Here is a 20,295-nt window from a genome sequence, read left to right as displayed (position 1 = left end):
CGGGCCGGCTTGATGCGGATCAACCCGCGGGCGGGCAGGTTGCCGCAGGCCACCGCCGAGTTGACCAAGATCAAGCCGGAGCGCCCGGGGCGGTGAGCCAATGGCCGTGCAGGGGACATCCGACCGGAGGCTACCGTCATGCCCGCCACCACGACCCACCACGCAACCACGGACGGCGCGCACGACTTTCCCGTCGCCGCGCTGGAAGGCACGCACTGGATCGACCACCTGCGCGACCACACGCCGGTGCTGATCCGGCCGCTGCGGCCGGAGGACCGCCAGCGCGAGGAAGACTTCGTGCGCGCGCTGTCGCCCGGTGCGCGCCGGTTCCGCTTCATGTGCACGTTCAAGGAAGCCAGCCCCGAGCTGATCGACCAGTTGATGGACGTCGACGGCGACCAGCGCATGGCCTTCGTCGCGCTTGCCCACGAAGACGGCCAGTTGCGCGAAGTCGGCGTGAGCCGCTACAGCGCCTGCGCCGACCGCAGCCGCTGCGAGTGCACCGTCACCGTCGCCGAGGGCTGGCACCACCGGGGGCTGGCCGTCCTGCTCATGCGCCACCTGATCGACGTGGCGCGCCAGCACGGCTTCCGCCAGATGTTCTCGATCGATTCGGCGGACAACGAACCGATGCGGGAGCTGGCCCATTACCTGGGCTTCAGGCGGACCATCGATGCCGGCGACGCGTCCCTGGCGATCCACACCCTGGCGCTCTGACGCACACGGAGGGACACGCCATGAGCATGACGAAAACCGGGATGAAGCCCGATGGCCCCACCACCATCTCTCCGGCCGGCGGCCAGCCCACGGACGTGCTTGCGCTCGCCACCTCGGCCGCGCCCTGGAGTCCGGCGGTGCAGGTCGGCGCCGAGCTGGCATCGCGCTGGGGGAGCCTGCTGACCGGCTGTTCCATCGCCCCGTCGCTCGCCGGCCTCAACGGACCGGAGTCCGAGCCTTCGGTGATGAGCCTGCTGCTGGACACGCCCGCGCGGGACATCGAGAGCGCCGATGCATTCCGCCAGTTCGCGCGGCACCGGGGTGTGCCGCACGCCTCATGGGTCGTCGCACGCAGCGGCCTGGCCCGCACCCTGCGGCAGCTCGGCGCCTGGCACGACCTGGCGGTGCTCGAACGCGACATGGTGGAGGAAGATGCGCTGATCGAACTGCTGGGCGAGGCGCTGCTCACCTGCCGATTGCCGACGCTGGTGTTGCCGCCGCAATGGAACCGCACGCCGCGGTTCTCCCGCGTACTGGTCGGGTGGGACGGCAGCCTCGAAGCGGTGCGGGCGATCCATGCGGCGCTGCCGTTTCTGCTGGATGCCGACAAGGTGATCCTGCTCGACGGCGGCCGGCGTAACGCGGGCGAGCAGGGCGCCTACGCGCCGCCGTTCGAGCCGTTCCTGTTCCTGGCACGCCATCACGTCGAGGCCGATCCGGTCTGCGTCGACCTTGCCCCCGACGAAGCCGGCGCCGGCCTGTTGGCCCGATGCACGGGCGCGCGGGCCGATCTGCTGGTGATGGGCGCCTTCGGCCATTCGCGCCTGCGCGAACGCGTGCTGGGCGGGGCGACCCGTCACGTACTCCACCATGCGCAGACGCCGGTATTCCTGGTGCACTAGACCGTGCACGCGGGAGCCTTTCTGATCCTTCCCCCGTTCACGGGGGAAGGTGCCCGCAGGGCGGATGGGGGAGGCCTTGCGAAACACTCGCCCAGGCATCGCGCCCAAGAGCGCCCCCATCCGCCTGTCGGCACCTTCCCCCGCGTTCGGCGGGGGAAGGCTCGGAGTGCCGGTTTGCGGTTAGTGCTTCCCCCGCGTTCGCGGGGGAAGGCTCGGAGTGCCGGTTTGCGGTTGGTGCTTCCCCCGCGTTCGGCGGGAACACAGCGCTGCAGCCGTTTGACCAAAGTCAGAGGGGCACGCCTTCGCGCCATGCATGATCGACATCGACCGCGACCTCGGCGACGCCTGGCATCCGCACGCACCCCAAAGTGTCTCGAAACCCACGATCCGCAGGGAACACCCATGGCCATGAAAGCGACCACCCAACGCTACGGCGCACTGTCGATCGGCATGCACTGGCTCATGCTGGCGCTGCTGGTGGCGGTGTATGCCTGCATCGAGCTGCGCGGCATCTTCCCGAAGGGCAGCGACCTGCGCGAGGCGATGAAGGCATGGCATTTCATGCTGGGCCTGTCGGTGTTCGCGCTGGTGTTCGTGCGCATTGCACTGCGCGTGGCAGGGCACACGCCGCCGATCGTGCCGACGCCGCCGCGATGGCAGCAACGCCTGGCTGGGCTGGGCCACCTGGCGATCTATGCCTTCCTGATCGTGATGCCGCTGCTGGGCTGGCTGGTGCTGAGCGCCGCCGACAAGCCGGTGCCGTTCTTCGGCATGCGGTTGCCTGCGCTGCTCGGGCCGGACAAGGCGCTGGCCCACCAGCTGGAAGAGATCCACGAGACCATCGGCACGATCGGCTACTACCTGATCGGCCTGCACGCGGCCGCGGCGCTGTTCCACCACTACGTCATCCGCGACACTACGCTGCTGCGCATGCTGCCGCGGCGAAGCCGCTGAGTTCCGGCGCCCCGGGAGGCTGCGAACCTGCGTCGCCGGCGCGCGCGGCCATCGATCACTGCACAGGAAAACCGCATGAGCGAGACCCAGGAATTCAGCCTCACGCTGACGCAGGAAGCGGACTTCGTCTTCCGCATCGCGTTCGACGACACCGCCATCCCCGATTTGCATACCGACGAACCACCGCCGCTGGGCGAAAGCCGCGGCCCCAATCCTTCGCGCCTGCTGGTCGCGGCGGTCGCCAACTGCCTCAGCGCCAGCCTGTTGTTCTCGCTGCGCAAGTTCAAGAACCATCCGGGCACGCTGGTGACCCGCGCCACGGCCCGGCTCGAGCGCAACGAACACAACCGCCTGCGCGTGGCGCACATCGGCGTGGCCATCGAGCTGCCCGAGCCGGTCGCCGACTACGCCTTCGCCGAGCGGTTGCTGCAGCAGTTCGAGGACTTCTGCGTGGTCACCGAGAGCGTGCGCCAGGGCGTGCCCGTCGATGTGACCGTGCGTGATCCGAGCGGCACCGTGGTGCACGACAGCCGGCAGCTCGCCTGAGCCGGCCGGCGATACGCGCCTTCAGTGCCGGAGCAGGAGCGGAAGCGGGCTTCGCTGCAGGAGGCCTGCCGTGGTGCGGCCGAAGCGGTGCTCGCCGCGCCGCCGCTCGACGCTGGCGCCCATGACCAGCAGGTCGGCGCGGTGCGCCAGCGCCGCGGCCAGCAGGCGTTCGGCCGCGATGCCGCCTTCGCCCTCGACGTATTCCGTCGCCACCATCGGCACCTCGTGGGCGGCCAGGTGCTGCGCGGCGGTTCTGCCCAGTGGCCAGCGGTGTGCCGGCCCGCCGCCATCCACCGACGGCGGTTGCAGCAGCACCACGGACTGCGCGCGCTTCAGCAGCGGGAGTGCCGCATGCACCGCGCGGCTCGAAGCGAGGGTACCGTTCCACGCGACTGCCGCGCGCATCACGCGGCCGGGTGCCATGCAGTTCTCCGGCAGCGCCAGACAGGTCGCGCCCGAGACCAGCGCCTCGGCGAGCAGCAGGGTCGCCCGTTGGCGGGGCGCGCCGGCCAGTTCCATGACCAGCAGGTCGTTGCAGTCGCCCGCCATGCCCAGCGCGGCGCCGGCATCGCCGATCGCCACCTGCCAGCGGGCGTCGTGCAGGCCGAACCGGCCGGCCCAGTCGGCAAACGCGCGGCCTGCCAGCATCGCCTGCTGCAATTCGTCCTGCGCGTAGGCGGCCATCTCCTCGACGAGCAGCGGTGGTCCCGGCGGACGGGCGCTGCGGTCGCCGATGTACAGGCCGGTGAGCGCGGCCTGCGCGTCGGCGGCGAGTTGGACGGCGTAGCGGACGCCCGGGGACCAGTCGTGGAATGTCGTGCAATGAACGGCGATGTCGCGCACCGGGTGCCTCGTGGATGGATCGGCGGCGGCGTGGGTTTCCCGCCGCCATGCCCGAAGCGTGAGGGTCGCGGGCGCCTCGCCATTTGATCCAGGTCATCCGCGCATCGGCGCGGTCCGCGCCAGCGCGCATCGGTTGACCTGCGTCATCTGCGCAGCGCGGAAAAACCCTAGCGTGTGCGCACCTTACCCAGCGTGCGCAGAACCGGAGGCCCGCCATGTACGACGTCCTGGTCAACGCGATCAATTTCGAAACCTGGCCCAGGGGTGCGCACTACGGCGCCCAGCTCGCCGCGCAGATGCAGGGCTCGCTCACCGGCGCCTACATCTATCCCTCGCCGCTCTACGCCACGCCGAGCTTCAGCACGCCGGAGCTGATCGAGGCGGTGATCGATACCGCGCGTGCGCTGGAAGCGAGCGCGCTCGCCGCGCGGCAGCCGTTCGAGGCATGGGCCAACGGCATGGGCGTGGCGCAGGCCAGTTGGGTGGTCGGGCAGGGCCAGTTGAGCCATGCGCTGGTGCAGATCGCCACCTGGCACGACCTGCTGGTGCTCGAGCGCCACCCGGAGTGGACCTGGGCCTCGCCGGGAGACCTGGCCGCGCTGATCCTGGCGGTCGGCGTGCCGTGCATCGTGGTGCCGCCCGAGCCGGTGAGGACGGCCACGCTGGCGCGCGTGGCGATCGCCTGGAACGGCTCGACCGAAGCGATCCGGGCCGTGCACTCGGCGTTGCCGCTGCTGCAACAGGCCAACGAGGTGCTGCTGCTGCGCGGCGAGCCGAAGGACGTCTGCCAGGAGGTGTCGTGGAAGCCGCCGTTCGACATCGACGCCTACCTCGGCCGCCACGGCATCCGCGTGCGCTCGCAAGAGGTCGCCTGCGCGCCGGACGAGGCCGGCGACATCCTGCTGGCGCAGGCCGAGCGCTTCGATGCGGACCTGCTGGTGATGGGCGCCTACGGCCGCAGCCGCTTCAGCGAATGGGCGCTCGGCGGCGCCACCCGGCACGTGCTGTGGAACGCGCGCCTGCCGGTGCTGTTCCGCCACTGATGCACAGCCTGGACACACCCTCATGCGCGCGATGGTCCTGCACACGATCGGCCGGCCGCTGACGCTGGAGCAGTTCGACGATCCGGAACCCGGCCCGGACGAAGTACGCCTCAAGGTCGAGGCCTGCGGCGTGTGCCGCACCGACCTGCACGTGGTCGATGGCGAGCTGCCGCACGTGCGGCCGCCGGTGGTTCCGGGCCACGAAGTGGTCGGCGTGGTCGAGCGCGTGGGCGCACAGGCCTCCGGCCTCGTCGTCGGCCAGCGCGCCGGCGTGCCCTGGCTCGGCTCGGCCTGCGGTCGCTGCGGCTACTGCCGCAGGGGACAGGAAAACCTCTGCGACTTTCCGCAGTTCACCGGCTACACCCGCCCCGGCGGCTTCGCCAGCCACATCGTGGCGCGCGCGGCGTTCTGCGTGCCCTTTGCCACGGACGTCGACGCCGTCGCGACCGCGCCGTTGCTCTGCGCCGGCTTGATCGGCTGGCGCGCGCTGGTGAAGGCGGGCGACGGAGCGGATCTCGGGCTGTACGGCTTCGGCGCGGCCGCCCATCTGCTCACCCAGGTGGCGGTCCACCAGGGGCGGCGGGTCTACGCCTTCACACGCGCGGGCGACCGGGACGCCCAAGCCTTCGCGCGTGCGCAGGGCGCCTGCTGGGCGGGCGACGCCGATGCGCCGGCGCCGGTGCCGCTGGACGCGGCGATCATCTTCGCGCCCGCCGGCGAGCTGGTGCCGCTGGCGCTGCGCGCGGTGCGCAAGGGCGGGCGGGTGGTCTGCGGCGGCATCCATATGTCCGACGTGCCGTCGTTTCCGTATCGCCTGCTGTGGGAGGAGCGGGAACTGGCCTCGGTCGCCAACCTGACCCGCACCGATGCGCGCGAGTTCTTCGCGGTCGCGGCGCGTGCAGGCGTGCACGCCACCACCCGGACCTATCCGCTGGAGAGCGCCAACCACGCGCTGGACGACCTGCGCCGGGGCCGCCTGAGCGGGGCCGCCGTACTGGTGCCTTGAGCCGCGCGGCATCACCCGCGGGCTCGATGCACGAGCCGTCGTTACCGACTGTTACAAAGCGTTGTCGAAGCGTCGTCGAGCGGTGACACCCGCCGGCTAGCCTGATCGCGTCTCCCAGCCGACCCGGACACCGACGCCATGAACGCCATCGCCTCCCTGCCGCTTTCTCCGCTCCACGCCCGCGTGCCGCAGGGCCTGGTCGCCTCCGGCCCGATCGACGTCGAGGAGCTGGGCCGCCACGTGCCGGTGCTGCGGCGCAAGCTGGCGGCGGGGCAGCACGTCTACCACGTGGGCCAGCCGTTCCATGCGATCCACCTGGTGCACGCCGGCTTCCTGAAAACCTGCGAGCTGGCCGAGGACGGGCGCGACCGCGTCACCGGCTTCCGCATGCGCGGCGATCTGCTCGGGGTCGAGTCGATCGGGCTGGGCAGCTATTCCTGCGACGTGATCGCGCTGGACGACAGCGAGGTGTGGGAGCTGCCGTACCCGGCCGTGCTGCAGGCCTGCCTGCAGATGCCGGAGCTGCATGGCCGGCTGACCGCCGCGCTGGCCGAGGAGATCCGCAACGACCGCGCCTGGATGCTCGCGCTGGGCACGCTCACCGCCGACCAGCGCGTGGCCGCGTTCCTGCTCGACATGGCCGACCGCCACGTGCGCCTGGGCTTCAGCCCGCGGCATTTCCTGCTGCGCATGGGGCGCACAGACATCGCCAGCTTCCTCGCGCTCAAGCACGAGACGGTGACGCGCGCGCTGTCGCGGCTGGAGAAACTCGAGTACATCGCGGTGCAGCGGCGCGACGTGCGCGTGCTCGATCTCGACGGCCTACGCTGCACGGCCGGGCAGGGCGTGCGCGCACACTGAGGCGAGCCGGCGTGGCTCAGCCCGTCGCGTGCCCCAGCGCGCGCCCGAGCGCTTCGCCCAGTTGCTCGATCCGGTACGGCTTGCGCAGCAGTTCCACGCCGCTGTCCAGCGCCGCGTCCATGCCGATCGCCGAACGCTCGTAGCCCGAGGTGAGCAGGGCAGGCAACGCCGGCCGGATGCGTCGCGCCTCGCCCACCAGTTCGAAACCGGTCTGCCCGCTACCGAGCACCACGTCGGAGAACAGCAGCCCGATCCGCGGTTCTGCCTGCAGCAGCTCCAGCGCCTGCCGCGCATCCTCCGCTTCGACCGCCTGGTAGCCGAGCGAGCGCAGGAAGCGTACGGCGACGGCACGCACGCCGGGTTCGTCCTCCACCACCAGCACCAGCGCGCCGCCGGCTCGTGGCATCGGCGTGGCGCCGCCTTCGGCCGCTTCTTCCGGAGCCGCCGCGGCCGGCAGCAGCACTTCCACGCGGGTGCCCTGGCCGGGCCGGCTGTCGATGTTCACCAGGCCGCCCGATTGCCGGGCGAAGCCGTACACCATGCTCAAGCCCAGGCCGCTGCCCTTGCCGGCTTCCTTGGTGGTGAAGAACGGCTCCAATGCGCGCGCGAGCACGCCACGCGGCATGCCGCAGCCGTCGTCCTCGACCACGAACGACACGTAGTTGCCGGGCGCAACGGCCGCACCCGGCCCGATCGGGCGCTCGCGCGCGGTGATGCGCAGGTGGCCGCCCTCGGGCATGGCGTCGCGCGCGTTCAGGGCGAGGTTGACCAGCGCGGCTTCCAGTTCGCCGGCATCGGCGTGCACGGCGGGCACCGAGGCGGGGCAATCCAGCGTCACCCGGATGCGCGCGCCGAGGGTGCGCATGAGCATGTCCGCCAGTTCGTCGAAGGTCTGCTGCGGGCGGATCGGCCGCGGGCTGAGCGAGCGGCGGCGCGCGAAACCGAGCAGCTTGCGGGTCAGGTTGATGCAGCGGTCGACCGCGCGCGAGGCGCTGTCGATCAGCTCCCGCGCGTCGCCCTGGTCACCGTATTCGGCATCTAGGATCTGCAGGTTGCCCGAGACGATGGTCAGCAGGTTGTTGAAGTCGTGCGCGATGCCGCCGGTGAGCTGGCCGAGCGCGTCCAGGCGCTGCGCGTGGGAAAGCTGCTCCTCGCTGCGGCTGCGCTGGATCGACGCGGCGAGCATGTTCGCCGCCAGTTGCAGGAAGTGCAGTTGGTCGCTGTCGTAGGCGGCCGCCTCGCGCGACAGCGCGAGCACGGCGCCGGCCGGTTCGTGGCGGTCGAGCAGGGGCACGATGGCGACGTCGCCGAAACCGTGCGCGGCGAGCGTTGCGCGCAGTCCCGGCAGATCGTCTGCGCCGGCCTGGGCGAGCGTCCATGCGTCGCGCTCCCGCGCGGCGAGCCAGCCGAGCAGGTTGTCGCTCGCCAGGGCGCGCGCCAGCGCGTCGGTCAAGTCAGCCGGAAGCCCGCTGGCTGCGCGCAAGGCGCCGCCATGGTTGCCGGATGCCACCGCCACGGCATCGGTCGCGAGCGCTTCGGCCAGCAGGGCAGGGACGGCCGAGCGGGCGGATTCGTCCCCACCCGACTCAAGCACCAGCTTGCCCAGCCGCGCCAGGTAGGTATCGAAGCGTGCGCGCTGCAGCGCCTGGCGCGCGCGCTTGGTCTCGGAGATGTCGCGGATCGACGCGGCGAACAGGTCGCTGCCGATCGGGCTCAACGCGATCTCCACGGGGAACGCCTCGCCGTTGCGCCGCACCCCGGTCAGCTCGTAGCCGGCGCCCATCGGCCGCACGCGCGGCTGCACCATGTAGCTGGAACGGTGCGCGATGTGCGCCTCGCGCACGGCCTCGGGCAGCAGGTTCTCGACACGCAGGCCGAGCAGCGTCGCGTCCGGATAGCCGAACAGCCGGTGCGCCTGCGGGTTGGCCAGCACGATGTCGCCGGCGCGGTTGATCGCGACCATGGCGTCGGGCGCGGTCTCGAACAGTGTGCGGAAGAGTTCCTCGTTGCCCGCGGTGCCGGAAGGCGTCATCGCGTTCACTCCCGCCGTACCGGCACGCTGAAGATGTAGCCCGCGCCACGCACCGACTTCAGCAACACCGGCGCAGCCGGGTCAGCTTCGATCTTGCGGCGCAGGCGCCCGATCTGCACGTCGACGGCGCGGTCGAACGGCCCGGCGTCGCGCCCGTAGAGCAGGTTCATCAGGTGGTCGCGGGAAAGCACGCGGTTGGCGTGGTTCACGAAAACCTTCAGCAGTTCGAACTCGCCGCTCGTCAGCGCCACCAGAGCGCCCGCCGGACCGGTGAGCTCGCGCGCATCGAGGTCCAGGCGAAAGCCGGCGAAAGCGAAAGCCGCGCCGGCCTTCGCCGGATCCGCACGACCGCGTTCTCCCGAGCGCCGCAGTACGCTGCGGATGCGCGCCAGCAACTCGCGCAGGTCGAACGGCTTGGTCACGTAATCGTCCGCGCCGACCTCCAGCCCCACGATGCGGTCGACCGCGTCGCTGCGCCCGGTCACGATGATCACCGGCCCGCGCCAGTGCTCGTGCAGGTGGCGCGTCAGCTCCAGCCCGTCCTCGCCGGGCAGGCCCAGATCGAGCAGCACCAGGTGCACCGTGCCGGCGGCCAGTTGCGCCAGCATGTCGCGGCCGTTGCCGACCGTGGTGACCAGGAACCCCTGGGCGGAGAGATAGCGCTTGAGCAGGGCCGCGATCTCGGCGTCGTCATCCACCACCAGCAGGTGCGTCTGCTGGGGTGCCGCGCTCGGGTTGCTGGAATCGATGGCCGGCACGGCTTCCTCTTTTGATGGATGCAGGTTCGCGGCAAGGCCATGACGACCCGCGCGCCGATCACAGGGATCGCCCGCCTGTATATCAAACTGTATTGATGGACGTCATGGCGTGGGCTGGTCCGGCGCCGTAGCGTCGACGGCAACGCCCCTCGCGGGCGCTCGGCCGGGCAGGGGAGCGATGCTCTACAAGGCAATCGCCATCTGGGCCGGCATCCTCCGTGTCGCTGCCGTGGCTGGGCGCCAAATCCCACGACCGGGCTCGTGGTGATCAGGCTGGTCTGGCTCGGGCTCACCCTGACCTTCGAAATGGTTAGTACGTTCAAACTACGGCTTGGCCACATCCGTATCAGGAACGAATTTCTCGTACCAAGGTTTCAGATAGGGCGCGTGCGTATGGAGCATGCGAAGTATTGAAGCACGCTGCTTTCCGGGAGAGCATTCGCGTTGGATCTGGTCGATCCGGTCGGTGAGCTTGTAGAGGTCGAGCCACGCCCGTAAGTCAGCTACGTCGCGGCACGCGTATACGGCCGCGTCCATAGCCCTAATCTCTTGGATGGCCATTGCAATGAGCGTCGTAGCCTCCTTCAAGGTTGGGCGATTGAGCTGGAAATCACCCAAAAGCCGGTCGACGTCAAGCCCCGCGTACGAGGTCCGTATGCGCTCTTCGTTCTTGTGAATCTGCGACTTTTCTTGATGCGTCAGGCCTGCGTTGGAGTCGGAGTGCACATGGCGATTACGCCAATGGATTAGAAGCATCACGCAGCAGGTTCGAAACCGGGTTTCGTATCCTGATGCGTCCTCCACGGGGCAAATTGGAACGAAGAGTAGACTTGCTAGCTCAGAGAACCGTTCGGCTACTGAAGGGTTTGGTTTTCTTGCGCTCCATTCCGCAGTCAGATTCGCAAATCTCGGCAGCTTCGTAATCGCACGCATGTACTGGGCCAGCGCTTCCACCGTCACAACCATCGCTGCGTGCACAGCTGCCTTTCGAGCTTTGCGCGCTGCAACCAACGGCTCCTTTGGAGCCCAGTTGATGTTCAACCCTTCGGGCTTCTCGTGATGTTGCCCAATCGCTGCCAACCCTACGGCAATGGTGTTCAAGTCGGCCACACCATTTCCTACGACCTGGAGAAAGTCTGCCAATGCCTGAGTGCCGAAGGTGATCGCAGGCTTTGTCGTGTCGGGCACCATCTTGGCGCAATCAGTTGAGGTCGATCGAACTTCGCTCTGTGTTTCCGCCATCGTGTATTCCCGAGCCTATTGATGTGACGACGCTAGGACTCGAACCCATAATTCCCGCTTTCAATGTGGTTGGCCTTTAATCGGCGGGCGTGATACCAATTTCACTACGTCGTCGACCTCAGTATACCCCAGTGCTTGCAAATCCAGGAGTGTGGCGTGCTCTTGTCATGACCTGTGCCGCCGGTTTACGGACATCGATGGAGTTGGATGCGGCTACCAAATTCAAGGAAGCACAGCCAGCATCATCGAAGCAATATTGCCCATGCTCTCAATGGCGAAGCATGCCTGATCGTCAGTCACCGTACTTACCCACGGGCGTCCGTATCCCGTACCTTGTTTGTTGCGCAGCCCATTGAGTGCGCAAGCTAGCTCGTAGGCGGTTTCCTCCACTCGTTGAATCTCGCAAACGCGGGATGTTGGCACATTAGGTACCGCAAATCCGATGGCCATGAACGCTTGTGCAAGCAAATAGGGAAAATTGTCGAACTTTGGCTCTTGGCCGGTCTTTTCGAGGAGAACGTGTTTCGCGGCAGCTTCCAGAAAATCCTTGGCGGTCCCCATCAGTAACGGGTTGTCCAAGGCGCCCTGACGGGCGCGTCGGGCGTAGCTGCGTAAGGCCATCGTGAGTTGCACGCCAGCCAAATTGCCCAACATCTTGGGGCGGAGCACCCCTGTCGAACGCGGCGATAAGGTTATTAATGGAATCTGCGCCACAATAATTCGTGGACTTCGGACGGAAGCCGCCCGAACCGCGCACCAACGTGATTAGTGATTCCACCAGCGCCTGACCAGCCTTCATGTCGCCAGATGTCGCCCAACTCAAGGTGGCTGGCTTGAATTTACCAACGGGCTTTTCGGACTGCTGGCCGGGATCGGCCGAACCGAGCTTGGCCTGGTTGATCTTTTGCTCGATCTCCAGTGCTGGGGCATCGCCGCTCTATTTGGTCGGCAAAGAGCCTTGCGAGAGCGATGGCAATCGGATCGGTAAGGGGTGGCCGCTGGGTCCTTAGTAAGCCCAAGTTGGAAGAGTGCCACGTTTTGCAGCTAATCGCTCTAAGTAGACGTTGCTCTGTAGATAGATGCACCTCGGCAGCATCATGGATCATGCTGCAACAACTTGCTCTCCTTCCGCCTGGCCTGGCTCATCATTTTCGCCCAACATCGCCCGGTAGTGATCCATATGCTGGGTCTGATCAAAAACCAATCGAAATTTATTTAAGTAATAGGTCACGTCGTAGTCGCCGAAGTCGGTCAGGTTCTCTGCGTCTGCGTGTGATTGGCGATTGAGATAGCGAGCCAGCGCGCTGAAGCGATAATCCTGTTGACCTATTCGCTTGAGAGCCTCTTTGAAATCATTTTGGCGACGAGTGAAGTAGAAAAAGCGCTCACAGATACCGCGCATCGCGTTGGCGACCATGATAGGCGTTGCGTGCCCCGTTTTGGCGTCCTTGATGACCTGCCAATAGGCTTCATAGTCGTTGAGAAGATCCGTGTGCAACATCGGAACAACAGACGAATGGTCATGTTTGACCACTCGTTTGAAATCAATCTGCTTGTGACTTGGACCCACATGGATCAGTTCGTGGTGAAAGAACAGGCTATGAGTCAACACAATCACCTGCTTCAGCTGCTTGCCGTCCTCATCCTCTAAATCGATGATGTCGTGCGCAATGATCGATGCAATGTCATACACGTAGTTATGAGACAGGCTGGAAATCGGATCGTCGATCACAACGATTTTTCGGTCGAGAGGGGTCGTGGTATCCGCAACTGCTGAACCATTGATCAGTTCCACAAAATAGAGGAACGTGATCAGGGTTTTCTCACCCTCACTCAGCGATCGGTAGTTGTCCGCGGCACCGCCGCTACGCGTCAAGCGGTACTGATTTGCATTGGCCTTCATAATCTTGAAGGCATCGACACCGAGTGAGGCCAGGCGCCCATTGATAGCCTCCACTGCCTTGTCGGTTCCCGCAGTATTTCTACGGAGCTCGACGAGTTGACGCTCGGCGTCGGCCACACATCTTTTCATCCCATCGAGCTCTTGAGTCATACTATCGACCGCTTGCCTAATCGCATCGACGGAAGTCTTGTAGACATTGATGGCCGGTGAATGGTCGTGTCGCATACGCGCCCAAAATCCATTCTTGATCCGGATGAGTTCGTTGCTCCGATCCCTAACACGGACGTTGAACTCGATTACTCGATCATTGACTTGCGCTACCGCGACGCGAAGAGCCTCCAAATCTTCTCTAGAGGGTTTGAGTGAGATCGTGTGACCAGGTGATGAGCATTTTCTCTCCATAGAACTCACGTTTTCAGAGAGAGTTAGCTGCGTTTGCGCCCAGACCCGCTCTAAGTTGGAATGCCCTTTGGCAAATGGCTCGTGTTCCAGAACGTTCTCCACGGCCCGGCTCAATATTGTCACCTTGCTCCGGTATAGCTCGGTTCGCTGCTGGACCTCTTGGACCCGGGTTTCAAACGAAGTGTCAAATAGTCTCGCCAGTTCGTTCGAAAAGTTGTGAGGAAGGTTCTGTTGGCAGAATGGGCAATGACTGTCGTGCCCTAAGAATGACCGCCCCTGTCGTACCCAGTCCATGTTCCCGAGCGCCTGTATTTGAGCCGCAAGGGTGCTGTCCCCAGACCCCACAATGGCCTGACCCCATAAGGCATCTCCCTCGATGCCATCAAACCCCGTAACGTCCACCGAAACTTCGGAACGCGTGACGGCAGTTCGATCGGAGACATCGTTCGTTCGAATGATGAGTTCTTCAACCGTTAGCGGTGTTTCGCTTAGATCGAATGGAGTAGCGCTCAGCTGGTCAAACACTCTCTGTTTAGCGCCGCCAAAGCCCATCAGCCATTCCTTCAGCGGGCCGTTTTTGTGGTCCGTATAAACCGACCACACAGCATCGAGAATGGCCGTGTGGTTTCGCTCGGCTTCCTGTTCACGCTCCACCAGTTGCTCGGTGATTTGATCAATTCGGATGCGCCATTGCCTCGCTTGCTTTTCTAAAGCCTCTGCTTGTTCCAAGGCGGCAGCTTCGGGTTTGCCGATGGTGAAAATGCCAGGCATGTCGCTCCGATTGCGGAACGTCGATTCGATGAACTCTTCGTTGTAGACTAAAAACTGGTAGGGCACGTTGTGCGTTGTGTCCACCGAGCATTGGGCGAAGGGCTCTTGGTTGTTGCCGTTGTGGTGTATGACTTCGCCGATGGCGGATTTGCCAGCGCCATTGAGTCCGTAAAGGAGGGCGACCCGCTTGGTCGTGACGAAATCGATGGTGGTGGGTGTGGCGGGGGAGAAGCTCTTGTGACCCTGGATGGTGACGCTCTTTATCATGGCCCGCCTCGGATCCTTCCAATTAACCTTTGAACAGCCGGCAAGAGAGATGCCAAATGCATCGAATACCCGTTGGAAATGGACGCTAGGGTATCCTCAATCATCATGGCGGCGATACTGCCCATCTTCTCAATCGCGAGCCTGGATTGATGGTCGGAATCGCACCTGCATGAAAAGCTCCCGAGAGATTTAAGGTCTCTTAGGAAGTTGCGGGCCTCACCTTCCGACTCCTCCAAGAGCTGCCGGATTCAATGTCGCTCCGCCCGTCTGAAAATACCCCATCACGCCGGACACTGCGCGATGCTTGGTCATCGCTATGATCGCCGGCAGGTGCGCCCCTGGCGGCTGGCCTCGGTCACGAAGCCGAAGCGCAGGCTATGTCTCCCAAAGTCGCCCTCTCCAGTCCCGCGAGCCGGGCCCGCCGCTGCACCAGCTCGCGTACGGCCGCTGGGGAGAGGGGAGGGCCGACGCGGTCCTTCCACAGCCGCTGAAGTTCGCCCCTCGGTGATGCCGGACGCATTGAACCAGCCTTCTAGTGCCTGGGCGGCCTCAAGCTCGGCCAAGATGACCGCGGTCTTCTTGCGCGACCGCCCGCCCGCGCTTCACTGCGCCGGGCGGCGCGCTGAGCCGTGCGGATCGCTGGTTGCTCGCAGGGATTTGGCAATTGCTTCAGTCGATGAGCCGTCGATAGTACGGCGACCCCGTGGCCAGGGTCCACAGACCCGGCTTGGCCTTGAACCTGGCGGCCACCAGCGCCCGCCGGCGGCAGTTCCCACACCAATTCGCCTTCGGCCGACCGGCGCTCCGCGGGATCGACCACAAACTGAAACACGGTGGCTTCCGGCATCGGGAGCGCAAGCTCGACACCGCAGCGTGCCGCGTGCCGGCCGGCCGAGTAGCGCAGGACGCTGGCGTAGCTGCGCGTGGTGGACGAGCATCTTTGATTTTACATAATAGACATTATGCGCAATTGGCTGACGCGGCTTGCCCACGCCGTTCACGCGACCTTTGGCGCCCTTCAATCCCTTATGCGCAAAGGATTGATGGCATGCCCAAGCGGCGCTTGAACTGGCATTACGACGACGACAAACAAGAATTCCTAACCCCCAGCGGCCGGCGCATCTCCCTTCACGAGATCGCCGGCATGCTCCACGCCAAGGCCGAATGCCACATCGACCTAGAGGGACCGTGGGCCGGCTGGCGCATCCGCGGCGCCGCACTGATCCCGCCGAGAAGCACGATCCGCGGACCGCACCTGAAGCCGCACAACCTAGCGGCGTTTCTGAGGTGGGCAGTCCCGGCCACTCTGGCAGTAGAACGACCGAGCATCCCCCGCGCAGCGGACGTACTGGCCATCCCGCACCAGCGGGTCAAGGCCGGTTGAGCCGTCCGGCATCTTGAAAGTACGGTAGACCAGGCCGCCCGCCCCGGCACACTGGTAGCCATCCGGCAGCTTCTCTTTGATCCGGTAATAGACCTTGGCGGACAGCGCAGGCAGCGGCGCCGTGGATGGCGCCCGAGGTGCACCCAAGTCATACGCAGGCTCGGCCGGCGCCGGCGCCTCAGTTACGAACCGGTAGTGCAGCGCCAACGCGACCGCGATGACGCCGCTAACGATCAACATCCCTGCCCACCGCATAGTCCCTGCTCCCTGTTTACTGCAGGAACAGGATAGCCGAGAAGCCTTACGCGACAAGGCTTCCCGGAATTAGTGAACGCGATCGAGCTGCAGGAGTACAGAAAAGCAGGGTTTGCGGGATGACGTCGGACTTCGAACGAAGTCCAGCAGATGCGGGCGGTCGAGTCTCAGGCTCCGAGACGGAATTACGTGCCGCCCTAGTGGACGCGCGTCCCGCGCTCGGCTTCGCCCTCAGGAACGGGACTTTTTCGTCACGTCACGCTTGCTGGCCAGCGCAGCGAACTGCGCCTGCAGCTTGACCAGCTCGGCTCGCAACTCGGCATTAACGGCGAGAAGATCGTCACGCTCGCGCACCACATCATCGTGCTGAGCATCCGACACGCCCAGGCGATCCAACGGCACCAGCACCCGCTTTGCGCGATACCGGGCGGCACGCTGGGCAGGCGTCAAGGCATCCGCCTTGCGTGGACGACCACGGCCCCGCTGAAGGGCAAGGGACATTTCAGCCGTTCCGGGATCGCGTGCGTCTTTCATACCACGCCCCGCAGCAACCGTCGCCGGCAGTAGCCGACCCACCAACCCCACGCCACGCCGTATAGCAGGAACGCATTGGCCGACTGCCATGCCGGCACATCACTGGCCAACCACAGCACCAGCGGCAGCGCAATGAGAGGAAGGAAGATCATCGAATCGCTCCGAAACGCCAGCCACCATGCCGGCCATGTGAGCATTTTACGTGACGTCACGGAAAATAGCAATATCCGTGACGTCACGCATTTATCGACGGTTCATTTTACGTGACGTCACGTTTATTTGCCGCCCCCGAACGCATCAGGGTTCCACTGGCCATACTCCGGCGGCACGTAGACCGTAGCCGTCGCACGCGGCTTCGACGGCGCCGCCGAGCCATCGCCCAGGCCCACCGATGCACCCGGCAGCGCGGACGCCACGACAGGCCCATTTTCCCGGATCTGGCGCACAGTCTCCTGCGAGTAACGCTGCCCCGGATCGACCGGCCACGCCGTGACGATGATCGTTTGCAACTCTTTGCCCTTGCCCCACGTAAGCCGCACCCCGTACGGCCGGTGCGCCACCGTGACGCCCAGGGCACGAAGCTGGCCAATGGTCAGCGAGTCGATTACCCGGTTTTGGTCCGAGGCGAGCCATTGCACCAAGCCATCGAAACGACCATCCGGGTACACCATATCCGCCACGAGCCGCGCCCTGCCCTGATCGCTCAGCGACCACACGTAAGCGACTTCAGGCGGCATTTCCGCGTGCTTCGGCTTCACCTCCGAAGGCGGACGAACCGGCGGCACCGCCGACATAGGCCGCGCCGCAACCGCTGCGGGTGGCGCCAGCGACGGACCCTTGCCAGCCACCGCAACAGGCTTCTCGGCCCCCTTTGGCTTGGCAGTGAAAAATCGAATGTAGAAGAAGCCGCCGACTACCGCGAGAACACCGGCTAGGACGAACCACGGCATAACCGTTTTCCAGACGGTAATCGAACCTTCCTCATAAACATCCGTATTCGTCGCATCCGGTTTATAACCGTGATACAGCGGAAAAATCGCCGGATCGTATTTCTTTTTAGCCTTGCCGACCTTTTCGAACTTATCCGGCCCGGTCGTATGGTAATAGGTCGCAAGATAACTCCCTTGCATACCCACAGCCGTTAGTTTCTGGAAAATGGTTTTGCGCTCGACACGGGCACGAATCGCCGCATGCAAGCGCTTGTACCACTGCGAAATCAGGAGGATATCCATACCCGCCTGACCATGTTCCGCAAAAAACGTTTCGATATCCGCCGGCAGCGCCTTCAAGCTCTGCACGTAATATTTGTGGCATTCATCGATTACCACCAGCGAGTCAGGCTCCACGATTTTGTGAACCGTGGGCATGTCATCTTCGGACAGCAGCACCAGCAGGCTACGCACATCGCCCGCATCCATCTTCAGGTAATCGGCGATTTTCTCATGGTCGAGGCCGTTGAGCCGCGCGAACACCTTACGGCCCTTTTTGATCGCCGGCAGGATATGCGTAACCACCGCGTCATACGATTTGCCGGCACGCGGCACACCTTCGTTGAAGATCAGCATCGCGTCACCACTGGAAAGCGGTCAGCATTTTCCGGCTCACGCGGAAAGCGTAGCCGAGCCCAAGAAGCGTCAGGCCCGCGCCCAAGCCGATACGGTCCACGAAATAGCCAAGCGACGGGTCGAGCTGACCAAGCAGCCGCCCGACGCTGTAATCCGCCATCCACTGCGGCACGGGAATGACTTTGGCAATCTCACCCACCGCCGAAAGAATGGTCTTGATTACCTGCAACGACATATCGTGGTAGAAGCCGGACCACGCTTCCCACAACGACCGAATAATGCCCAGCAGCCAGTTTTTTAGATCGGTGAGCCAATCCATTTAGGAGTCTCCCAGCGCAATGCGAAATGCGGCATAGGCACACGTAATCAAAATGATAATGCGCGCCAAATCGAGTAAATCGCCAAGCTCAGGTCGGCAATAGAAATCGAACGTCATTTCCGGCAACCAGTCCGACGCCGGCAGCGTCCACACCGGGCACGCGCCACCCATGCCGGTCACCGTGAAAAAGCTAGTCATCGACTTCCCAATGGGCGTCTCTTGCACCGACGTCTGGAAATTGCCCACCACCGACGAAACCGTGTCCGTGCTGGGCGTGTAGAGCGTGCCCAGCTCACCCACCTGCCCCGTGCCCAGGCCCTTGTTTTGCCCCTCAATGGCGCAGCGCGTCGCCCACGCCTGATAGGCGATCTGCTGCGCGGCCGCGTCGCCGGTCACGATAGGCGGCGTGCCGCACGTACCGCCGCCGCTGGACGTCACCGGCGGGCCACCGCTCGAAGAACCCGGCGCCGGATCGCCGCCGCCATCGGTGGGCGTGCCCGAGTCGCCCGGACCGCCGCCGTTGTTGGCCGTGCCGTCGCCACCGCTGGTGCCGTTGTTGTAGTTGTTCACCGTGGTGTTATTGACCGTACCGCCAGCACCACCGCCCGGCGGCACGGGTTGCTGCGTGTAGTCATCCGAACCGACGATATCGCTCGGCGGATCGGGCACCTTGTCCGTGGGCGGCATAGGCGGCGGGTTGCCCGTGCAGAGCGTTGTTTCACCGCTGCTGATGCAGCCACCCGGCGCGCCGGGCTTGATGTTGTGGCACACCTGATTGCCGTTCGCGTCGAGCGCGCACGCATCGCCCGTCGTCGGGTTGTAGCAAGAGCCACCACCGCAGAGCTTCGGCGGCGGCGGCGGCGCAGGCGGCGGCGTGGTATCACCACCCGGACCACTACCGCACGTGTCGCCGGTCGGCTTGTAGACGGCGGCGCCGCCACACACCCGCGTGCCGTTGGCCAGCTTCACGCACGTATTGAGCGATCCGTCCGTGCCGTCCGTTGGGTTGGTCGGCTTATAGCTGCAGCCGGCGAGACAGACGTTGATATTCGAACCGGGGATGCCCGGATAGCTCGGGCGCGCCTTGCAGATATCACCCGGCGGCGTCACGCACCCGCCGTCAACAGTGCAATTCGGCGGCATGGTGCTGATGTCGAAACGATAGGAAGAAAACCAGTTGGTGTTCTCGCGGGAAACGCGCCACACGTACGTAGAAGGCGCCGCGTACACCGACAGTTGGCACTCGCTGGTGGGCGCCCAATACGGCGCGATTTCGATCGCCGCTTGCTGCATCCACGACCGGTAGGCAACGCACCAGTCGTGCTGACCCTCGTACGTCTTGGGATAGGAGCCCGGATCGGGCCCCTGCCCCAGCGCAAGCGCCGGCCACGGCAACAGCGCCAGCACCACCAGCAACAGCAGCGCACGGGCTTTCATTGCGCCTCCGAGAGGCCTTTGATGATGCTGAAGGAACACAGCATCCCGAACAGGAAAATCACGATTTGCAGCAGCATGCGGACCCCCTAGAAAACACAGGGGGCCGAAGCCCCCCGCGTAGTTGCCTGACCTGCGCCCAGGCTTAGCGGCCGAAGAAGCCGGCCAGCTTGTTCACACCCCACTTCACGAAGTTGGGCGCGGCCTTGATCGCACCGGCCGACAGGATCGCAGCGGTGACGGTGGTGGCCGCCAGACCGGCCAGGACGGTGGAGAAATCGATGCCTTCCATTGTTGGACCCCTTTACTTGCGATTGAAGAAATTGGCGAGCGTCCCGACCATCCACGCCACGAGGTAGAAGTAGACGGGCCAGACGACACCAGCGTTGAACGCCGCGATCACTTGCTCCTGAGTCGGCATTGCAAGGAACGACTGCAAGGTTTGTGTCGAGGCGTATTCCGGCCGCGACAGCAGCACATACCCTTGGCACTGGTCCGGGCTCTCTGCGGTCGCCGTGACCGTCCCGTCAGCGTTGAGGTAGATGCACTGCGCCACG

General features: G+C 65.0%; 21 protein-coding genes and 1 tRNA gene. 8 read left to right on the top strand and 14 right to left on the bottom strand.

Annotated elements, in window-relative coordinates:
• Positions 1-138 precede the first annotated feature (138 nt).
• The 4 genes from AAIL17_RS00870 to AAIL17_RS00855 all read left to right on the top strand — a co-directional run bounded on the left by AAIL17_RS00870 (position 139) and on the right by AAIL17_RS00855 (position 3,119).
• On the top strand, positions 139-717 hold the full coding sequence (locus AAIL17_RS00870) for an N-acetyltransferase family protein (protein WP_424680907.1): 579 nt from the start codon (positions 139-141) through the stop codon (positions 715-717).
• A 20-nt stretch (positions 718-737) separates the two neighbouring features.
• The gene (locus tag AAIL17_RS00865; protein ID WP_424680906.1) at positions 738-1,619 is read left to right on the top strand and encodes a universal stress protein; all 882 of its coding nucleotides are present in this window, start codon (positions 738-740) and stop codon (positions 1,617-1,619) included.
• 402 nt (positions 1,620-2,021) lie between these two features.
• Entirely contained in the window at positions 2,022-2,573 is a 552-nt protein-coding gene (locus tag AAIL17_RS00860; protein ID WP_424680905.1) for a cytochrome b, read from the top strand.
• Positions 2,574-2,648: 75 nt separating this feature from the next.
• Entirely contained in the window at positions 2,649-3,119 is a 471-nt protein-coding gene (locus tag AAIL17_RS00855; protein ID WP_424680904.1) for an OsmC family protein, read from the top strand.
• A gap of 21 nt (positions 3,120-3,140) precedes the next feature.
• Here AAIL17_RS00855 and AAIL17_RS00850 read toward each other — a convergent pair whose 3' ends face one another.
• Complete coding sequence (locus AAIL17_RS00850; protein WP_424680903.1) at positions 3,141-3,962, bottom strand: universal stress protein; 822 nt, start codon at positions 3,960-3,962, stop codon at positions 3,141-3,143.
• A gap of 215 nt (positions 3,963-4,177) precedes the next feature.
• Here AAIL17_RS00850 and AAIL17_RS00845 point away from each other — a divergent pair, with 215 nt between their 5' ends.
• The 3 genes from AAIL17_RS00845 (at position 4,178) to AAIL17_RS00835 (ending at position 6,872) form a co-directional block, all read left to right on the top strand.
• Positions 4,178-5,005: a universal stress protein gene (locus AAIL17_RS00845; protein WP_424680902.1), complete on the top strand. Its 828-nt coding sequence runs from the start codon at positions 4,178-4,180 to the stop codon at positions 5,003-5,005.
• 22 nt (positions 5,006-5,027) lie between these two features.
• Positions 5,028-6,011 carry a zinc-dependent alcohol dehydrogenase family protein gene (locus AAIL17_RS00840; RefSeq protein ID WP_424680901.1) on the top strand — a complete coding sequence of 328 codons (984 nt, stop codon included), beginning with the start codon at positions 5,028-5,030 and terminating at the stop codon, positions 6,009-6,011.
• 138 nt (positions 6,012-6,149) lie between these two features.
• Positions 6,150-6,872, top strand: a complete 723-nt coding sequence (locus tag AAIL17_RS00835; protein ID WP_424680900.1) for a Crp/Fnr family transcriptional regulator — start codon at positions 6,150-6,152, stop codon at positions 6,870-6,872.
• A gap of 16 nt (positions 6,873-6,888) precedes the next feature.
• On the opposite strand, the gene AAIL17_RS00830 is transcribed toward AAIL17_RS00835, so the two are convergent.
• From AAIL17_RS00830 to AAIL17_RS00805, 6 genes are all read right to left on the bottom strand, one after another.
• Positions 6,889-8,904, bottom strand: a complete 2,016-nt coding sequence (locus AAIL17_RS00830) for an ATP-binding protein (protein WP_424680899.1) — start codon at positions 8,902-8,904, stop codon at positions 6,889-6,891.
• A 5-nt stretch (positions 8,905-8,909) separates the two neighbouring features.
• Entirely contained in the window at positions 8,910-9,662 is a 753-nt protein-coding gene (locus AAIL17_RS00825; RefSeq protein ID WP_424680898.1) for a response regulator, read from the bottom strand.
• A 324-nt stretch (positions 9,663-9,986) separates the two neighbouring features.
• The gene (locus AAIL17_RS00820; protein WP_424680897.1) at positions 9,987-10,904 is read right to left on the bottom strand and encodes a hypothetical protein; all 918 of its coding nucleotides are present in this window, start codon (positions 10,902-10,904) and stop codon (positions 9,987-9,989) included.
• Between the two features lie 24 nt (positions 10,905-10,928).
• Positions 10,929-11,018: transfer RNA gene (locus tag AAIL17_RS00815), tRNA-OTHER, on the bottom strand.
• Between the two features lie 108 nt (positions 11,019-11,126).
• Positions 11,127-11,618: an abortive infection family protein gene (locus AAIL17_RS00810; RefSeq protein WP_424680896.1), complete on the bottom strand. Its 492-nt coding sequence runs from the start codon at positions 11,616-11,618 to the stop codon at positions 11,127-11,129.
• Positions 11,619-12,006: 388 nt separating this feature from the next.
• Positions 12,007-14,247: an AAA family ATPase gene (locus tag AAIL17_RS00805; RefSeq protein WP_424680895.1), complete on the bottom strand. Its 2,241-nt coding sequence runs from the start codon at positions 14,245-14,247 to the stop codon at positions 12,007-12,009.
• Between the two features lie 1,048 nt (positions 14,248-15,295).
• Between AAIL17_RS00805 and AAIL17_RS00800 the strand changes: the two genes are divergently transcribed.
• Positions 15,296-15,631: a hypothetical protein gene (locus tag AAIL17_RS00800; protein WP_424680894.1), complete on the top strand. Its 336-nt coding sequence runs from the start codon at positions 15,296-15,298 to the stop codon at positions 15,629-15,631.
• A 486-nt stretch (positions 15,632-16,117) separates the two neighbouring features.
• Here the strand turns inward: AAIL17_RS00800 and AAIL17_RS00795 are convergent, their stop codons facing one another.
• The 7 genes from AAIL17_RS00795 to AAIL17_RS00765 form a co-directional block, all read right to left on the bottom strand.
• Positions 16,118-16,420 carry a hypothetical protein gene (locus AAIL17_RS00795; RefSeq protein WP_424680893.1) on the bottom strand — a complete coding sequence of 101 codons (303 nt, stop codon included), beginning with the start codon at positions 16,418-16,420 and terminating at the stop codon, positions 16,118-16,120.
• Positions 16,417-16,572, bottom strand: a complete 156-nt coding sequence (locus AAIL17_RS00790; protein ID WP_424680892.1) for a hypothetical protein — start codon at positions 16,570-16,572, stop codon at positions 16,417-16,419. Before AAIL17_RS00790 ends, AAIL17_RS00795 begins: the two co-directional genes overlap by 4 nt.
• Before the next feature lie 123 nt (positions 16,573-16,695).
• Positions 16,696-17,985 carry a zonular occludens toxin domain-containing protein gene (locus AAIL17_RS00785; protein ID WP_424680891.1) on the bottom strand — a complete coding sequence of 430 codons (1,290 nt, stop codon included), beginning with the start codon at positions 17,983-17,985 and terminating at the stop codon, positions 16,696-16,698.
• Positions 17,986-17,989: 4 nt separating this feature from the next.
• Positions 17,990-18,304 carry a hypothetical protein gene (locus AAIL17_RS00780; protein ID WP_424680890.1) on the bottom strand — a complete coding sequence of 105 codons (315 nt, stop codon included), beginning with the start codon at positions 18,302-18,304 and terminating at the stop codon, positions 17,990-17,992.
• Entirely contained in the window at positions 18,305-19,741 is a 1,437-nt protein-coding gene (locus AAIL17_RS00775) for a hypothetical protein (protein WP_424680889.1), read from the bottom strand.
• A 142-nt stretch (positions 19,742-19,883) separates the two neighbouring features.
• Positions 19,884-20,030: a capsid protein gene (locus tag AAIL17_RS00770; protein ID WP_424680888.1), complete on the bottom strand. Its 147-nt coding sequence runs from the start codon at positions 20,028-20,030 to the stop codon at positions 19,884-19,886.
• 12 nt (positions 20,031-20,042) lie between these two features.
• The gene (locus AAIL17_RS00765; RefSeq protein ID WP_424680887.1) at positions 20,043-20,294 is read right to left on the bottom strand and encodes a hypothetical protein; all 252 of its coding nucleotides are present in this window, start codon (positions 20,292-20,294) and stop codon (positions 20,043-20,045) included.
• Between the last annotated feature and the right edge of the window lies 1 nt (position 20,295).

It is taken from the genome of Frateuria sp. YIM B11624 (assembly GCF_049727805.1).
In the GTDB taxonomy this organism is placed as follows: Bacteria; Pseudomonadota; Gammaproteobacteria; order Xanthomonadales; family Rhodanobacteraceae; genus Frateuria_A.
This window is presented reverse-complemented; position numbering and strand designations above follow the sequence as displayed.

Coding starts and splice junctions, on each gene's coding strand:
- AAIL17_RS00820 (WP_424680897.1), bottom strand. CDS start 10,904: ATGGCGGAAACACAGAGCGAAGTTCGATCGACCTCAACTGATTGCGCC.
- AAIL17_RS00780 (WP_424680890.1), bottom strand. CDS start 18,304: ATGGATTGGCTCACCGATCTAAAAAACTGGCTGCTGGGCATTATTCGG.
- AAIL17_RS00860 (WP_424680905.1), top strand. CDS start 2,022: ATGGCCATGAAAGCGACCACCCAACGCTACGGCGCACTGTCGATCGGC.
- AAIL17_RS00845 (WP_424680902.1), top strand. CDS start 4,178: ATGTACGACGTCCTGGTCAACGCGATCAATTTCGAAACCTGGCCCAGG.
- AAIL17_RS00775 (WP_424680889.1), bottom strand. CDS start 19,741: ATGAAAGCCCGTGCGCTGCTGTTGCTGGTGGTGCTGGCGCTGTTGCCG.
- AAIL17_RS00795 (WP_424680893.1), bottom strand. CDS start 16,420: ATGAAAGACGCACGCGATCCCGGAACGGCTGAAATGTCCCTTGCCCTT.
- AAIL17_RS00785 (WP_424680891.1), bottom strand. CDS start 17,985: ATGCTGATCTTCAACGAAGGTGTGCCGCGTGCCGGCAAATCGTATGAC.
- AAIL17_RS00870 (WP_424680907.1), top strand. CDS start 139: ATGCCCGCCACCACGACCCACCACGCAACCACGGACGGCGCGCACGAC.
- AAIL17_RS00855 (WP_424680904.1), top strand. CDS start 2,649: ATGAGCGAGACCCAGGAATTCAGCCTCACGCTGACGCAGGAAGCGGAC.
- AAIL17_RS00790 (WP_424680892.1), bottom strand. CDS start 16,572: ATGATCTTCCTTCCTCTCATTGCGCTGCCGCTGGTGCTGTGGTTGGCC.
- AAIL17_RS00865 (WP_424680906.1), top strand. CDS start 738: ATGAGCATGACGAAAACCGGGATGAAGCCCGATGGCCCCACCACCATC.
- AAIL17_RS00770 (WP_424680888.1), bottom strand. CDS start 20,030: ATGGAAGGCATCGATTTCTCCACCGTCCTGGCCGGTCTGGCGGCCACC.
- AAIL17_RS00835 (WP_424680900.1), top strand. CDS start 6,150: ATGAACGCCATCGCCTCCCTGCCGCTTTCTCCGCTCCACGCCCGCGTG.
- AAIL17_RS00800 (WP_424680894.1), top strand. CDS start 15,296: ATGCCCAAGCGGCGCTTGAACTGGCATTACGACGACGACAAACAAGAA.
- AAIL17_RS00805 (WP_424680895.1), bottom strand. CDS start 14,247: ATGATAAAGAGCGTCACCATCCAGGGTCACAAGAGCTTCTCCCCCGCC.
- AAIL17_RS00840 (WP_424680901.1), top strand. CDS start 5,028: ATGCGCGCGATGGTCCTGCACACGATCGGCCGGCCGCTGACGCTGGAG.
- AAIL17_RS00830 (WP_424680899.1), bottom strand. CDS start 8,904: ATGACGCCTTCCGGCACCGCGGGCAACGAGGAACTCTTCCGCACACTG.